The 14,785-nt window shown below is 68.0% G+C and carries 15 protein-coding genes; 7 read left to right on the top strand and 8 right to left on the bottom strand.

Annotated features, from left to right (window positions below; genetic code table 11):
- Positions 1 to 32: 32 nt before the first annotated feature.
- Positions 33 to 1,034 carry a LacI family DNA-binding transcriptional regulator gene (locus tag ACIA12_RS20970; protein WP_396368692.1) on the top strand — a complete coding sequence of 334 codons (1,002 nt, stop codon included), beginning with the start codon at positions 33 to 35 and terminating at the stop codon, positions 1,032 to 1,034.
- On the opposite strand, the gene ACIA12_RS20965 is transcribed toward ACIA12_RS20970, so the two are convergent.
- On the bottom strand, positions 1,031 to 2,695 hold the full coding sequence (locus ACIA12_RS20965; protein WP_396368691.1) for a M14 family metallopeptidase: 1,665 nt from the start codon (positions 2,693 to 2,695) through the stop codon (positions 1,031 to 1,033). The genes ACIA12_RS20970 and ACIA12_RS20965 overlap by 4 nt on opposite strands.
- A gap of 99 nt (positions 2,696 to 2,794) precedes the next feature.
- Complete coding sequence (locus ACIA12_RS20960; protein WP_396368690.1) at positions 2,795 to 3,943, bottom strand: FAD-dependent oxidoreductase; 1,149 nt, start codon at positions 3,941 to 3,943, stop codon at positions 2,795 to 2,797.
- 100 nt (positions 3,944 to 4,043) lie between these two features.
- On the opposite strand from ACIA12_RS20960, the gene ACIA12_RS20955 reads away from it, so the two are divergent.
- Entirely contained in the window at positions 4,044 to 4,655 is a 612-nt protein-coding gene (locus ACIA12_RS20955) for a TetR family transcriptional regulator (protein ID WP_396368689.1), read from the top strand.
- Here the strand turns inward: ACIA12_RS20955 and ACIA12_RS20950 are convergent.
- Together ACIA12_RS20950 and ACIA12_RS20945 are read right to left on the bottom strand one after the other, a co-directional pair.
- Positions 4,645 to 5,385 (bottom strand): rhomboid family intramembrane serine protease, encoded by a 741-nt coding sequence (locus ACIA12_RS20950; RefSeq protein ID WP_396368688.1) that lies wholly within the window; start codon positions 5,383 to 5,385, stop codon positions 4,645 to 4,647. The two genes, ACIA12_RS20955 and ACIA12_RS20950, sit on opposite strands and share 11 nt — an antisense overlap.
- Before the next feature lie 85 nt (positions 5,386 to 5,470).
- Positions 5,471 to 6,013 (bottom strand): peptidylprolyl isomerase, encoded by a 543-nt coding sequence (locus ACIA12_RS20945; protein WP_396368687.1) that lies wholly within the window; start codon positions 6,011 to 6,013, stop codon positions 5,471 to 5,473.
- 218 nt (positions 6,014 to 6,231) lie between these two features.
- On the opposite strand from ACIA12_RS20945, the gene ACIA12_RS20940 reads away from it, so the two are divergent.
- A complete protein-coding gene (locus ACIA12_RS20940; RefSeq protein ID WP_396368685.1) occupies positions 6,232 to 6,966 on the top strand; it encodes a hypothetical protein in 735 nt (244 codons plus the stop codon).
- Positions 6,967 to 7,116: 150 nt separating this feature from the next.
- Here the strand turns inward: ACIA12_RS20940 and ACIA12_RS20935 are convergent, their stop codons facing one another.
- Entirely contained in the window at positions 7,117 to 7,437 is a 321-nt protein-coding gene (locus ACIA12_RS20935) for a hypothetical protein (RefSeq protein WP_396368684.1), read from the bottom strand.
- A gap of 169 nt (positions 7,438 to 7,606) precedes the next feature.
- Positions 7,607 to 8,086: a methylated-DNA--[protein]-cysteine S-methyltransferase gene (locus ACIA12_RS20930; RefSeq protein ID WP_396368683.1), complete on the bottom strand. Its 480-nt coding sequence runs from the start codon at positions 8,084 to 8,086 to the stop codon at positions 7,607 to 7,609.
- Positions 8,087 to 8,237: 151 nt separating this feature from the next.
- On the opposite strand from ACIA12_RS20930, the gene ACIA12_RS20925 reads away from it, so the two are divergent.
- The 4 genes from ACIA12_RS20925 to ACIA12_RS20910 all read left to right on the top strand — a co-directional run bounded on the left by ACIA12_RS20925 (position 8,238) and on the right by ACIA12_RS20910 (position 12,779).
- Complete coding sequence (locus ACIA12_RS20925; protein WP_396368682.1) at positions 8,238 to 8,966, top strand: DUF4328 domain-containing protein; 729 nt, start codon at positions 8,238 to 8,240, stop codon at positions 8,964 to 8,966.
- A gap of 205 nt (positions 8,967 to 9,171) precedes the next feature.
- Positions 9,172 to 11,235 carry a DUF4328 domain-containing protein gene (locus tag ACIA12_RS20920; RefSeq protein WP_396368681.1) on the top strand — a complete coding sequence of 688 codons (2,064 nt, stop codon included), beginning with the start codon at positions 9,172 to 9,174 and terminating at the stop codon, positions 11,233 to 11,235.
- Positions 11,236 to 11,239: 4 nt separating this feature from the next.
- Positions 11,240 to 12,046, top strand: a complete 807-nt coding sequence (locus ACIA12_RS20915; protein ID WP_396368680.1) for a sugar phosphate isomerase/epimerase family protein — start codon at positions 11,240 to 11,242, stop codon at positions 12,044 to 12,046.
- Positions 12,047 to 12,110: 64 nt separating this feature from the next.
- Complete coding sequence (locus ACIA12_RS20910; protein WP_396368679.1) at positions 12,111 to 12,779, top strand: TetR/AcrR family transcriptional regulator; 669 nt, start codon at positions 12,111 to 12,113, stop codon at positions 12,777 to 12,779.
- Positions 12,780 to 12,999: 220 nt separating this feature from the next.
- On the opposite strand, the gene ACIA12_RS20905 is transcribed toward ACIA12_RS20910, so the two are convergent.
- Both ACIA12_RS20905 and ACIA12_RS20900 read right to left on the bottom strand, forming a co-directional pair.
- A complete protein-coding gene (locus ACIA12_RS20905) occupies positions 13,000 to 14,031 on the bottom strand; it encodes an S-adenosylmethionine:tRNA ribosyltransferase-isomerase (RefSeq protein ID WP_396368678.1) in 1,032 nt (343 codons plus the stop codon).
- The gene (locus ACIA12_RS20900) at positions 14,028 to 14,747 is read right to left on the bottom strand and encodes an SDR family NAD(P)-dependent oxidoreductase (protein WP_396368677.1); all 720 of its coding nucleotides are present in this window, start codon (positions 14,745 to 14,747) and stop codon (positions 14,028 to 14,030) included. Before ACIA12_RS20900 ends, ACIA12_RS20905 begins: the two co-directional genes overlap by 4 nt.
- Between the last annotated feature and the right edge of the window lie 38 nt (positions 14,748 to 14,785).

Here is a 14,785-nt window from a genome sequence, read left to right as displayed (position 1 = left end):
GACTGCGACAGATCGCGCGGAGGGAGATCGAGATGGCGACCAGGCTGAGCGATGTGGCGGCACGCGCCGGGGTGTCGGTGAAGACCGTCTCCAACGTCATCAACGACTATCCGCACATCACCGCGCAGACCCGGGCCAAGGTCGAGGCCGCGATCGAGGCGCTCGACTACACCCCGAACGTGAGCGCTCGCTCGCTGCGCAAGGGCCGCTCGGACTTCATCGCGCTGGCCATCCCGGAGATGGCCTCCCCGTACTTCGCCGAGCTCGGCGCCGCCATCAGCCGGGCAGCCAAAAAACGTGGCATCACCGTCCTGATCGACCAGACCGAGGGCGAACCGGCCGCCGAGAAGCTGGTCCTCGACGGCATGCGCGGGCAACTCATCGACGGCATCATCTTCTCCCCGATCACCACCGCGCCGGCCAAGATCCAGCTCGCCGCGAACGCGAAACCCCTGGTCCTGCTGGGTGAGCGGCATGCGGGCGGCACGCTCGACCACGTCGCGGTCGACTCCGTCCAGGCGTCCTTCGACGCGACCACGCACCTGATCTCGATCGGCCGGCGCCGGATCGCCGCGATCGGGGTCGGCGGCGGCGCGGGGACAGGCGCCGTACGGCGGAAGGGGTACCGCAAGGCGTTGAAGGCGGCGGGCCTGCCGCTCGATCCCGCGCTGGAGCTGGCCGGTACGGGGTACCACCGCGAGGACGGCGCCGCTTCGATGCGAGAGCTGCTCGCGCTGCCCGAGCCGCCGGATGCCGTGTTCTGCTTCAACGATCTGCTCGCGCTCGGTGCCTTGCGCACACTCGCCGAGGCCGGACTGTCAGTGCCTGGGGACGTCGCCGTGGTCGGGTTCGACGACATCGAGGACGGCCGCTACCACTCGCCGTCGCTGACCACGATCTCAGCGGACAAGGAGTGGCTCGCGGAGAACGCTGTCGGGCTGCTGCTGGACCGGATCGCGGGAACAGGTGAGGTCGACCGCCGCGACCTCACCGTCCCTTACACACTGCAGATTCGCGAGTCGACGGCGGGCTAGAAGGCCGCCGCGCAGGTGGTGAGGTTCGCCGTGACGGACGCTCCCCGTGCCACCGTGATGGAACGAGTCTCCAGCACCTGACCGGTCGGGCGCTCACAGGTCAGGGTCCACGACTCCGTACCGCCTTGCTGGACGGTGATCGGCCGCGTGGACGGGTTGGCGTGGTACGTGTACGTGCCACCGGCCGGCACCGTCATCGTCGTGTCGAGCACGTCTGGAATGAGAGTGCCGTTCCATGTCTTGGTGTTGAACGACTTCTTCAGCCGCAGTACTGCGCCTGCCGGGCCGGTGCCGGTGATCACCGAGTGGCGGGCCGGGTTGATCGTGCTCTCCGCGGCGATCAGGTAGGCCTCGCGGTTTCCCTTGCCTGCGGTGCTTCCCGAACCGAAGTAGAAGTTGGCGATGTTGCTGAACGCCGGGTGGAAGCTGCTCGCGCCGTGCTCGAAGGTGAATCCGAGACCGCCGGTCGCGTAGTACGACCAGTCTTCGGTGGTACCGGTCGTGTCGTAGAGCTCGTAGCCGAACTGACTGTCGTAACCGTTCTGCGCCGCCATCTGGTCGCCGAGCGACTTGTAGAGCGCCTCGTCCGGGGTGTTGCCGGCGCCGGCGTACCCGGGCTCACGCAGTACCAGGTTGGAGTAGGTGTGGTTCGTGATCAGCGTGGTCGCCTGGTACGACGAGACGAGCGCCTGGATGTTGCGTGACTCGGGCTCGCTGAAGGCGCTCGCACCCCGGTACGTCTCCGAGGTCAGGCTGGTCGACGCGCCCGGGCCGCCCCAGAAGCCGGCGTAGTTGCGGTTGAGGTCGGTGCCCCGCGACTGGTTGGCCGACTGCGCGCACTGGCCCGTGGTCGGGATCTGGCCGTTGGTGACGCGGCAATTCTTCCGCTTCATCTCGTAGCCGAGGGTGCGGCTCAGGTTGAAGCCGTCCGGGTTCACCACCGGGACGATGACGATCCGCGCCTTGTCCAGGATGTTGGTGATCCGCGGGACCACGCCGTCGTTCTTCAGCAGGTCGTAGGCGAACTCCATCGTCAGCTCGCCCGACGGCCACTCGCGCGCGTGGTGCAGGCCCATCATGATGAACACCGGCTTGCCGTTGCTGACGTTGACGTCCCGGCTGATCTCGATCCCGCGGACCGTCCGGCCTTCGAGCGAGGTGCTCTTCAGGGTGATCGGCTTGACCTTCGTCGGGTACTGCGACGCCAGCGACGCGAGGTCGTTGTTGTAGTCAGCCAATTGCCGGTACGCCGTACGCCCACTCGGCAGCGTGGCCAGGATGGCGCGGGTCTTCACCGCCTTGGCGTACGCCGCGTCCGCGCGCTCGCGTTCCTGGTCGGCGCCGACCAGATCGTCCTCGAGTACCGACCAGGTGAAGCCGGCCAGTTTCAGCAGCCGCCGATCCTGGTTGCCATAGGCAACCACGTCGACGTAGTTCTTGCCGGCCGACTCGGCCAGGTCGAGATCGAGGGTGTTCAGCCGCTTGCGGTCGGCCGTCGTCGGGGTGTTGATCCGGAGCAGCTGGATCAGCTCGGCCTTCTCGTAGGCCTGCACCTTGCGGTCGGGTGGCGCGACAGCCTGGACGTGGCTGCCAGCGCCGACGACCACGGCGGCCGCGATCGCGAGGGGGACAAGTCGGTGCCATCGGGCGGGATGGAACACGGTGACCTCCAGTAGTGAGGTTGTTGCGATGGGTAACTGGAGGGTAGGGCGCTCGGCGGTGCAGGTGGAAGCAGTTCGGGCAAGTGTGCGGGGAAACCCTCAGCGGTGACCGATGGCAGCCAGTTGCTCGGCGAGACCACGACGGAAGTTCGGAAGATGAGAAAGAAGATGAAGCCCGGCATTGCGGGCCGGCCTCAGCGCGGACGGTGCTGTTGCCAGGCGGGTGAGGCGGTGGGCGAGGGCTACTACCCGGACTGCTTCTTCGCGGTTGGTCTGCGCGTACTCGTCGAGCTTGGATTCATCGCCGGCGGACAGGGCGTGCGCCAGCGCATCGCCTAGGACGACTGCGTCGCGGAGACCTAGGTTCATGCCTTGGCCGCCTGCTGGGCTGTGGGTGTGAGCGGCATCGCCGGCCAGTACGACCCGTCCTTCGCGGTACCGATCGGCCACCCGCTCGTGGATCCGGAAACGCGATCCCCAGACGACCTCCGTCACCCTCGCGGTCTGCTCCCGCGGGCCCCGGGCGTTGAGCAGCCGCTGCGCATAAGCGACATCCGGGTGCTCCGGCGCCTCCTCCACCTCAGCCACGAGCCGGAAGGTCCCATCAGGCAACGGCGCCGCCACCAACATGCCGGGCTTCGAGAAGTACAGCAGTACTTCGTCAGCCGGCAGCCCACTCTCCACCCGCACATCCACGAGCGTGAAATTCAGCGCCAACGCATCCGCGCCATCGAATCCGAGCCCGGCCAGATCGCGCATCCGGCTGTTCATCCCATCGGCGGCAACGACGTACTGCGCCTTGATCACCTCACCCGACTCCAACGTGACCTCGGCTCCGTCGGCGCTCTGCCGCAGTCCGGTGGCAACGTACGGACGGTGGACCGTGCCACCGAGCTCGATCAGCCGGTCGAGCAGCACCTGCTCGGTCAGGCTCTGCGGAATCATCAGGACATACGGGTACTCGGTCGGCAGCTTGTCGAAGCGAACCGGCACGAGCGTCCGGTCCCCATCGGCGATGTTGAACTGCTCGACGTGGATGCCAAGCCCGGTCAGCCGCTCACTGACCCCGATCCGCTCCAGCAACTCCAGCGTCCGCGGATGCACCACGGAAGCACGCGAGGTATTCGCCCCCGCTGCCTGCCGGTCGACAACCACCACCTGCCGCCCGTGCTGAGCCAGCGAAACCGCCACCGCCAGCCCCACCGGCCCAGCCCCCACCACCAGCACCTCGGTCTGCTCCGGAATCATCCCGACCCTCCTTAGTCAACACTTGTTGGCCAACGCTTGTTGACTTCACTGTAGGCAGGTCGGATAGCCAAGTCAACACCTGTTGACCTACGGTGTGGGGATGAGTGATGGGAAGCGGTCGGCTGATCGGACCCGGGGGCTGATCCTGGCCGCGGCGCGAGAGCGGTTTGCCGCTGACGGGTACGAGCGGGCGACGATCCGGGCGATCGCGGCGGACGCGGCCATCGATCCCGCGATGGTGATGCGGTACTTCGGGAACAAGGAGAAACTCTTCGCGGCAGCGGCGGAGTTCGACCTGCGACTGCCCGACCTGAGCAAGCTCCCGCGAGAAGACGTCGGGGCAGCACTCACCAACCACTTCCTCGACCGCTGGGAGGACGACGAGTCCCTCAAGGCCCTACTCCGCGCCAGCGTCACCAACGAGGCAGCCGCCGACCGCATGCGCCAACTCTTCGCCGACCAACTCGGCCCAGCCATCATGAGCCTCAGCACCCCGCCAAGCCCCGGATCCGACCTCGGCGGCCAAGCCGTCTCGTCGGCCACCTCCAACGCAGCAACCCGCGCCGGGCTCGTTGCCACTCAAGCGCTTGGGTTCGCGCTCTGCCGCTATGTCCTGGCCCTGCCGCCGGTGGCCGCACTGACTCGCGAGGAAGCAGTCGCCTGGCTCGGGCCGACCATCACCCGGTATCTGACGGGCGAGCTCAGCGACTGACTTTGCTCCGGCGGCGCTTGGTGTCCTGGAGGAAGAGCCAGGCGACTGCGGCGCCGGTGACGAAGCCGCCGAGGTGGCCTTCCCAGGAGATGTTCGGGACGGCGAACGAGATGACCGCGGTGATCGCCACGTAGGCGATGATCCAGGTGACGTCCATACCGCGGGCCTTGCTGATCACCAGCAGCGCGCCGACCAGTCCGAGGACGGCACCGGATGCGCCGAGGGTCGCGCCGCCGGGGGAGCCGAGCAGCCAGACCGCGACCCCACCACCGAGCGCGGACAGCAGGTAGAGCACGGCGTACCGGACCTGCCCCATCATCTGTTCCAGGATCGGGCCGACCTGCCAGAGCATGAACAGGTTCGAGAAGATGTGGAAGATCTGCACGTGGGTGAAGGCCGAGGTGAGCAACCGCCACGGCTCGGAGTCCACCAGCACGGGGACCATCACCAGATCGTTGAGCAGCTTCGGGCTGCCGCTGCGGACCGCGATGAAGACCAGCACGTTGAGCGCGATCATCGTCCAGGTCACGTACGGGCTGTTGCCGCGCGCGACGCCGCCCAGTGAGGTCCGGGTGCGCGGGACCGACTTCACGCCCTCGTTGAAACACGACGGGCACTGGAAGCCGACGGCGGCGTCGTTCATGCAGGCCGGGCAGATCGGCCGGTCGCACCGCTGGCAGCGAACACCGGCGGGCCGATCCGGATGCCGATAGCAGACGGTCTCGGTCACGCCCTGGTCCTCCGCGGTCGGACGGATGGTGCATAAAGGGGTGCGGGAACCGGCCGCCGTCGCCGGCGGCCGGTCACGCGGTGGATCAGACGGTCTTGCGCTCGATCTTGACGCTGTTGATCACGATCGGCTCGGTCGGCCGGTCGCCGGCCGTGGTGTCCGCGGTCGCGATCGCGTCGACGACCTTCTTCGAGTCGTCGTCGACGACCTCGCCGAAGATGGTGTGCTTGCGGTTCAGGTGCGGCGTCGGGACCACGGTCACGAAGAACTGCGACCCGTTGGTGCCCTTGCCGAACTGGATGCCCGCGTTCGCCATCGCCAGCAGGTACGGGCGGTCGAACTGCAGCTCCGGGTGGATCTCGTCGTCGAAGCTGTAGCCCGGCGAGCCGGTGCCGGTGCCGAGCGGGCAGCCGCCCTGGATCATGAACCCGTCGATGACCCGGTGGAAGCCGAGGCCGTCGTAGAAGCGCGCGGTGCTGGCTTGGCCGGTCGTCGGGTCGGTCCACTCCTTCGTGCCCTCGGCGAGGCCGACGAAGTTCTGCACCGTCTTGGGCGCGTGATCGGGGAACAGCTTGATGACGACGTCGCCCTTCGTCGTCTGCAGCGTCGCGAACAGTTCTTCGGCCACGAGATACTCCTCATCGGTTACGGCTTACGGCATCGATCCTGTCATGCGCCACAAGTTCGGCCCGCATCGACGTGCCCGGCCGGCGCTTCCAGGGTGCCCGGGAAGGTGCCAGGGAGATCTCAGGGTGCGGCCACGGCGTTTATCGGCTGGGTACGTCGTACGATGCAGACGAAGCCGGATTTGTCCAGAAGTCGAATCGAAGCGTCCATGGAGGAACCGTGGGTTTGTTGAAGTCCAAGGGCCGGGTCGAGACCGCGAAGGACAAGGTCCGTCCGCTGGCCGAGTCAGCCGTGGGCACCGCACGGGAGAAGGTGTCGCCGTACGCCGAGAAGGCAGTTGAGCGGGGCGCCGCCGTCGCGCACGCCGCGGTGGAGAAGGCCGGACCGGTGATCGACGACGCGCTGAGCAAGGTCGGACCGGCTACCGAGCACGCGGCCGAGCGGGCCCGCGAGCGGTTCGACGACGTACTGCCGAAGGTGACCGCCGCCTTGGCGACGCTGGCCGCGGCCGCCGAGCCGGTCATCGAGGAGAGCTCGCGCCGGGGCAAGGCGACCGCTGCCGCGCTCAAGGGCGAGATCGACGTCCCGAAGAAGAGCCACAAGCTGCGCAAGGTGGTGCTGTTCCTCGGCTTCGGCGCACTGGCGGCCGCGGCCGTGAAGAAGCTGCTCACGCCGCCGGAGCCGGCCTGGCAGTCGACCCCGACCAGCGGCCGCGACTACAGCTCGGCCCCGGCCGGTACGACGTCGCGCCCGGCCGCTGACAAGCCGGCTGCCGACAAGCCGGCCACTGCCGCGCCGAAGGCCGAGACCAAGACGGACACCACGTCCGCCAACGGCAAGACCGAGGACGAGAAGGCCACCGCCGACGACGCTCCGAAGGCTGCTTCGAACGGCGCCGCCAAGAAGGCCGGCACCCCGCGGAAGTCGACGGACGCGAAGCCGACCGACTCCTGAACCACCTCGCCACCGCAACGGCGAAGGCCGCGACCCCCAGGTGGAGGTCGCGGCCTTCGTCCGTTCAACGCGTCCCAGCTCAGGGGTCAGCCGGCTCAGGTCCGGCTGGTTCGGGGCCGGCTGGTTCAGGGCCGGCTGGTTCAGGGCCGGCTAGTTCAGCGTTTCGTCGCCGGGCTCGTCGTCGCGCCGGCCGCCGGCGATCTGGACGCGGCCGGCCGACAGCAGTTGGGTCGCGTAGCGATGGGTGATGCACGGGTAGCTGCCACCACACTCGCGGCAGACGGCCTCGTTGCGGTGCAGCCAGGGCAGTACGCCGAACCGTTTGATCCAGGTCAGCGGTTCGCGATCCGGCGCATGCAACTGCATGGCCGTCCGGGCCGCGTCCTGGATCTCCGGCGCGGACCACTCTTCGGCGCTCTTGTCCATCAACTGGCTCAGGTCGTCGTGCGGCGCCGAGCTGGGCTGCGTCATCTCTTCGTCTCCGGGCAGGTCGGGGCGGCCAACAAGTTCAAACGTGTGATCGAACTGTGTCAGCGTGATCGCACACCGCGACATTAGCGCCTGGCTGACCGATAGCTGCCATCGCAACGGCACGACGGAAACTTCTTTACGCTTCATCCACAACTTCTTCACTGAGTGTTCAGAGCCATTGCGTTTCGATGGTGACCCGCGCCTCGAGCTCGAGCAGATGGCGCTTCATCGGGATGCCGCCACCGAAGCCGACCATCTTGCCGCCGGCGCCGACCACCCGGTGGCAGGGCACGATCACCGCGATCGGGTTGCGGTTGCAGGCGACCCCGACGGCCCGCGCGGCCCCCGGGTCGCCGACGGCCTTGGCGACCTCGCCGTAGGTCTGCATCTCGCCGTACGGGATCTGCTTGAGCCGTTCCCAGACCGCGCGCTCGAACCGCGACCCGCCGCGCACCGACAGCGGCAGGTCGAACTCGGTCAGCTCGCCGGCGAAGTACGCCTTCAGTTGCTCCTCCGCCGCGAGCAGCAGGTCGTCGCGGGCCCGGTCCGGGCCGAGCTCGATGGCGCCGAACCGCAGCCGGCACAGACCGTCGTCGTCGACGGCGACCGACAGCTCCCCGATGGGCGAATCGAACACGGACCAGCGCATGGTCATATCGTCCACCCAGGCACCGACACTTTCACCCGGCTCGGCAGCGGGAATTTCGCGCGACGACACCGTCGATGCCGCACGCAAGGTTCTCGCCCGATCACTGTCCGTGTGCTATTTCTAATGGCTCGCCGATCCCGAGGAGGTGCACGTGACCGGTCAGCCGCCGATGGACCGATGGTTCAGCTCGGAGGAGGCGATGGGTCTGGCCGCCTCCGTGCTGATCGGCGTGGTCACCGTGCTCGGCTGGGCCACCGCCTGGTCCGACTGGTACTCCTACCGCACCCTTGAGCGTTATCCGGACGACGACGACAAGTTCGCGCAGGCCGACCTGATCTCCGGCTCGCTCGGCATCGTTGCCGCGCTCGCCCTGTTCGCGGCCGCCGCGGTCTTCATCATCTGGCTGTGGCGGGTCCGCTGGAACGCGGAGATGTTCTGCCGCGGCGAGCACCGGTACACCCGCGGCTGGGTGCTCGGCAGCTGGATCTGCCCGGTGGTCAATCTCTGGTACCCCAAGCAGGTCGTCGACGACATCGTCGCCGCCAGTGACCCACGCACCCCGACCGGAATCGCGACGCTGCGCGGCATCCCGGGCACCCGGCTGGTCTGGGCCTGGTGGATCACCTGGGTGGTCGGCCTGGTCCTCGACAACCTCGCCCAGCGCAGCGTGCTGGATGGCGCTCCGCAGCTTTCCGAACTTCGGACGAATGCTGTGATGTCCGGCATTTCCGCGGTCAGCACGACCGCCGCGGCAGTACTCGCAGTGATGTTGGTTCAGCGCGTCAACGAACTCCAACTGCGCCGGCCGTGGACGCCGTGGTGGGCCCAGGACCAGGCCGGATATCCGGTCGACCGGGGGTACCAACCTCCTGCGCGGTAAACCAAACCGTTACACACGGTCGAGTACCTCGTTACAAGTGGTGATGGGCGTACGAAAAGACCGCGTTAAGTCGATACCCTCCGTGCTGGCATCGACTCCACAGGCGTACTTACTTCGTGGTATCAATGTGGCTCGGTCACGCGGGGGCAGGATTCGACCGAGACGCCGAACAGACGGAGTTCCAGCAACGCGAGGGACGCACGACGTGAGCCACCCGCAACGAGCAGTTCTTTCTGCTGTTGAAGACAAAGATGAGTGGCAGCCACATGCCGCCGAGGAGTTCCAGCAGGTCGGTACGGTCGGGAAGATCGCGATCGGGCTGCTCGGTGCCTCCACGGTCACTCATCTGCTCTGCACGTGGTCCGACTGGAACACCTACGGCGTCGTGCACAGCTACCTCGGTGGCGGCCCCAACGTCGACGATGCGGACCTGAACCGCGCCGACAGCATCTCCCGGATCACCTCGATCCCGAACGTCATCATCTCCGTCGCCGCCGCCGTGGTCTTCGTGATCTGGCTGTGGCGGGTCCGGGTCAACTCCGAGGTCTTCTGCCAGGCCGACCATCGCCGCAGCCACGGCTGGGTGCTGGCCAGCTGGTTCTGCCCCGGACCGAACCTGATCTATCCGAAACAGATCGTCGACGACATCTGGCTCGCCAGCGATCCGAAGACCCCCGTGTACGCCGACGACCTGCGCCGGCTCAGGAAGCCCCTCCTCACGAACGTGTGGTGGGTCGCCTGGGTCGGCGCTCTCGTGTTCGACGTGGTGATCCGCCGGGCGCTGATGTGGATGGAGGCGACCGTCGGCTCCCTGCGCGGGATCGCGCTGGCCGGGACGGCCTCGCTGATCCTGACCGCGGTCTCCGCCGTCGCCGCGACGCTGATCATTCGCAAGATCAACACCATGCAGACCACCCGCGAGTGGATGCCCTGGTGGGACCAGCGCGAGCCGAAGCTGGTGGCCGTCCCGTCGTACCGGGTCGCTGCCGACGACGACACCTCCGAGCAGCCCGCGATCTCCGAGCCGATCGCCGCCCCGCGGGTGGAGCGTCAGCCCGCCCTGGCCCTCGCCGGTCCCGGTGCCGCACCGGCCGAGGAGGCTCCGAAGTGGAGCCCCTTCGCCCCGGTCGCCGAGACCCCGGCAGCGCCCGCCGCGTCTTCCTGGCAGGACGCCGGACCGGCCACCGAGCAGTTCAGCCCGATCGAGAGCTGGCGCGAGGACACCGGCCAGGTGATCGAGGCGCTGCCGTCGTACCAGCAGACCGCCTCCGGGCTGGAGACGCCGACCTGGTCGAGCCCCTCCAACCCGTACACCCCGGCCCCGAGTGACGACCTGCTCTCCTCCGCGCCGCTGCCGAGCTGGCAGGCCGAGACCGTCGCCCCGCCGCAGCCCGACCCGTACGCATACCAGCCGGCCGCCCGCACCACCGAGCCTTCCTGGGCCAGCTCGTACTCCGATTCCTACTCGTACGGCGCCGGCACCTCTGACTACCTGACCTCCACGGAGCCCGCACCCGAGCCTGAGCCCGCGCCCGTTGCGCGCGCTGGTCGCCGGGCCGCTCGGGTCGCGGTCGACAGCCCGTCGACGGTCCAGGCTGCTGTGTCCGACTCGGACAGCTACTACCAGGCAGCCCCTTCGCTGCCCGCGCAGGACGACTACCTGACCCCGTCGAAGCCGCTCCCGACCGTCCCGTCGTTCGGTCCCGAGCCGTCGTACGCCCCGGAGACCAGCTACACGCCTCCGACGTACACGCCCGACCCGACCTACGCGCCGTACGAAGAGCCGGCGGCCCCGGTCACCACTCCGGAGTACGAGACGTCGTACACCTCGGACTTCTCGTCGAACTACTCCTCGTACACCGAGCCGACGACGCCGGAGCCGACGTACACCTCGGACTACAGCAGCACGAGCTACGACAACTACTCGGCGGAGTCCTCGTCGTACGACACGTACAGCTCGAACGCGAGCTACGACTCGTACACGCCGGCCCCGGAGACCTCGTACACGGCACCGGCCACGGACTACAGCACGAGCTACGACAGCTCCTACAGCCCGACCTACCCGCAGGAGAACTACTCCAGCGAGTACACCTCGGACTACAACAGCACCAGCTACTCCGACCAGTCGGCCACGGACTACCAGTCCTCGCCGTACTCGTACGAGCCCCCGGCCGAGCCGACCACCCCGGCCGCCGCGCCCGCCGCTCCGGAGAAGGACGAGTCGGAGACCACCGCGCCCCGCACCCACCCGCGCCGTCGCTGGGTCTGACCGAGTGTTCCCGCTCGGCTTCTCCACCCTCGGCTGCCCCGGCGAGCCCCTCGACCACGTCCTGGAGCTTGCCAAAGGCAGCAATATCTCCGGGCTGGAGTTGCGGACGGCCGACGACGAGTTCACCCATCTCGGGCTGACCGCCACCGAGCGTCGCGAACTGCGCACCCGGATCGAGGACGCCGGGCTGGAGATCCTCGCCGTCAACAGCTACGTGAAACTCTGCGCGGTCGAGGAGCAACCTCTCGAAGCTCACCTCGAACTGGCCGCTGACCTCGGCGCCCGCGGCGTCCGCGTCTTCCCAGGTGACGACGCAGGTGACGACGCGGGTGACGACGCCGGTCACCGCCGGGCCGGCGGTGACTCCGAGGCGCCCACCGCCGGCGAGATCCGTGCCCTCGACCGGGTGACGTCGGCCCCGAAGGACTCGCGGATCCTGCTCGAGACGCACGACTCGCACTCCGCCGGGTCCAAGATGGCCCGGCTCTGCCGGCTGCTCGACGCGGAGGCGCCCGGTCACAACGCGAAGGTGATCTGGGACAGCGCCCACACCTGGAGCCACGGCGAGACCCCCGCCGAGGCGTACGACCTGCTGAAGCCGTGGATCGACTTCATCCAGATCAAGGACGAGGACTCCACCCAGGGCTACCAGCCGGTGCCGATCGGTTCCGGCGACTACCCGATCGCAGATCTCCTGCAGACCATCCAGGGCACCGACTACTGGCTGTCCCTCGAATGGGAGCTCAAGTGGCACCCGCACCTGCCGCCGCTCGCCGAGGCCCTGCCGGCCACGCTGACCTGGTTGTCATGACCCGGACGTGCAACGCTCGTTGTAGCTGTACAACGCGCGTTGTACCGACCAGAGGCTGACCCCCATGGACAAGCGGCAAGCGGTGCTCAAGGGCGCGCTGACCGTATTCGCGCGGGACGGCTATGCCCGAGCGAGCATCGACGTGATCGCCGCCGAGGCGCAGGTCTCGTCACGGACCATCTACAACCACTTCCAGGACAAGGCCGGGCTGTTCCGCGCCGTGATCCAGGACAGCGCCGAGCGGGTCGCCGCCGCGCAACTGCAGATCGTCGATCGGTACCTGCGGAGGATCACCGACCTCGAGGCGGACCTGGTCGAGTTCGGCATCGCCTGGCGAACCCCGATGCCGGACTACGCCGAGCACTCCGCGCTGGTCCGCCAGGTCGACGCCGAGGCGGGCCACATCCCCGAGGAAGCGATCGACGCCTGGCAGCGGACCGGCCCGCTGGCCGTCCACCGCGCGCTCGCCGACCGGTTCAACGCCCTCGCCGACGAGGGGCTGCTCGACTTCGAGGACCCGATGCGGGCGGCCCTGCACTTCTCCCTGCTCATCTCCGGCGCCGGCCCGGCGGACCCGAAAAACCGGCGGACGACGGACCAGATCCGCGAGACGGTCACCAGCGGCGTCCATACCTTCCTGCACGGTTGTGGCGCCCGGCCGGCGACGGTTGAAAGACGAACTAATAAAGGCCTAGGCCACAATTTCGCTTCGGCGCATGACATTGGGCACTGATCACTCGTCAAAGGAGTGAAGTCCCAACGGGGGACCTTGCAGGTAAGGACATTTCGAGATGCTCAATTCCACCGATCGGTGGCCGCGGTGAGCCCGCGGGCGGTCGACAAGCGGGCCCGGCCAGGTAACGACGCCACTCCCGCTCCGGCCGGACCACCGATGACCACTGCCGATTTCGAGACCACGGAACCAGCCGAAGCCGACCCGGCCGCGGCCGAGCTCACCGACGGAGCAGAAGGCTGACGTCGCCGAACTCGTGCCACAGGTAGGAGTGTTCGAGGGCGGCGTCGTAGGCACGCTGGACGACGTCGCCCCCGACCACCGATTCCAGCAACAGCAGGTGCGACGCCTCTGGTGCATGCATGCCGGTGATCAGCCCGTCCACCACAGTCGCCGGGTGGTCGGGACCGAGCACTAGGTCGGTCCAGCCCTTCGCTGCGATCACACCACCGGGCTGTGCGGCCGACTCGATCGCACGGACCGCCGTAGTGCCGACTGCGATCACCCTGCCGCCGTTGGCCTTCACCCAGTTCACCAACCGCGCAGTGTGCTCGGTGACCTCGTACCGCTCGGGCAGCGGCGGCTCATGGCTCTCCAGCGACGACACTCCGCAGTGCAGCAGGATAGGAGCAATCAGTACTCCGGCAGCCGCCAACTGACTCACCAGCTCGAAGCTGAACGGCCTGCCCGCGCTCGGCATCTCCGCAGAGCCAGGCTGGTTCGCGAACACCGTCTGGTAGAGCGCGAGCGGCCATTGCTTACCGACGTACTTGTAGGTGATCGGCCGCCCGTTCCGCCACAGGTAGTTGACCATGTCGGCCACTGGCGGCTTGGCCTTCCACAACCGCTGGCTGCTTGGCTCGTAGGGCTCCAGCAGCGTCAGTACTCCCTCAGGCAGCTCCACCCGATCGCCTGCCGCCCCTCCGAACATCGGCATGCCGCCGTTGCGCAGCTCGATCACCCAGTTGCCGTCGTCGAGTGCAGTCGAGAAGTGCACGACCACGGGAGCGACGCCCGAGCCGGTGATCCAGGTGCCGTCGACCGCGGCCCCCAACGTCCCTGACGTGTTGACCAGCAACAGATCGCCTGGCCGCAAGTGGTCACCGATCCGGTCGAACCTCGTGTGCGTGACGGTCGACCCCTCCGCGACCAGCAGCCTCACCTGATCCCTGGCCAGTCCACGCGCCTCCGGCGGCTCGACCGCGTTCAGCTCGTCGGGCAGCGTGAACCTGGTCTGTGGATGAACTCTCATGAAGCCACCGCCGGCGCGAATTCCGAGGCTCGGTAGCGACCGCTCGCCGGCCGGCTGTCCAGCAACCGCAGAAACGCCGGTACGACGCTCGCAGGCTCGGCCCGATCAGAAATGTCTTCCCCAGGAAAGGCCGCCTGGTGCATCGCCGTGCGCAGATCACCCGGATCCACCGCGTACACAGCCAGCCCGGGATGCTCAGCCGCCAGTACTGCGCTCGCGTGATCCAGCGCCGCCTTGGCCGACCCGTAGCCACCCCATCCTTCGTAGGCCTCGACCGCGGCGTCAGAGCTGATGTTGATGACGATCCCGGCCGTCGCCGACAACTCCGGCAGCAATGCCTGGCTCAACGCGATCGGCGCGATCACGTCGACTTCGTAGACGCGCCGCAACTCGTCGAGGTCGGTTCCCGCCAACCGCTGCAGCGGACTCGCGCCGAGGTAGCTCGCGTTGTTGACCAGGAGATCGAGCCGGCCGAGCTCACCGACCGCATCGGGCAGATCGGCCCGATGCTCGGCATCGGTGACGTCCCCGGCCAGTGGCACGACGTCGGTCCGGGCGGCCAGCGCGTCGGCCGCGTTCTTGAGCGCGTCGGCGCCCCGCGCGTTGATGATCAGGGCCCAGCCACGCTCGGCCAGGCCGTGCGCCAGCGCGAGGCCGAGGCCCGCGCTGGCACCGGTGATGAGAGCAACAGGACGAGTCAGAGATTCAGTGGTCATGCCCGCCACCCTCATACCTCAAGCGAGCTTGAGGTCAA

This window comes from Kribbella sp. NPDC051620, assembly GCF_044453825.1.
Lineage (GTDB): Bacteria > Actinomycetota > Actinomycetes > Propionibacteriales > Kribbellaceae > Kribbella.
Note: the sequence above shows the minus strand (reverse complement) of the source record. Positions and strands in the feature narration are given on the sequence as shown.

Bases quoted from the DNA above. Each gene is read 5' to 3' on its own strand.
- ACIA12_RS20960 (WP_396368690.1), bottom strand. From the start codon at position 3,943: ATGATTCCGGAGCAGACCGAGGTGCTGGTGGTGGGGGCTGGGCCGGTG.
- ACIA12_RS20955 (WP_396368689.1), top strand. From the start codon at position 4,044: ATGAGTGATGGGAAGCGGTCGGCTGATCGGACCCGGGGGCTGATCCTG.
- ACIA12_RS20900 (WP_396368677.1), bottom strand. From the start codon at position 14,747: ATGACCACTGAATCTCTGACTCGTCCTGTTGCTCTCATCACCGGTGCC.
- ACIA12_RS20910 (WP_396368679.1), top strand. From the start codon at position 12,111: ATGGACAAGCGGCAAGCGGTGCTCAAGGGCGCGCTGACCGTATTCGCG.
- ACIA12_RS20970 (WP_396368692.1), top strand. From the start codon at position 33: ATGGCGACCAGGCTGAGCGATGTGGCGGCACGCGCCGGGGTGTCGGTG.
- ACIA12_RS20935 (WP_396368684.1), bottom strand. From the start codon at position 7,437: ATGACGCAGCCCAGCTCGGCGCCGCACGACGACCTGAGCCAGTTGATG.
- ACIA12_RS20905 (WP_396368678.1), bottom strand. From the start codon at position 14,031: ATGAGAGTTCATCCACAGACCAGGTTCACGCTGCCCGACGAGCTGAAC.
- ACIA12_RS20930 (WP_396368683.1), bottom strand. From the start codon at position 8,086: ATGCGCTGGTCCGTGTTCGATTCGCCCATCGGGGAGCTGTCGGTCGCC.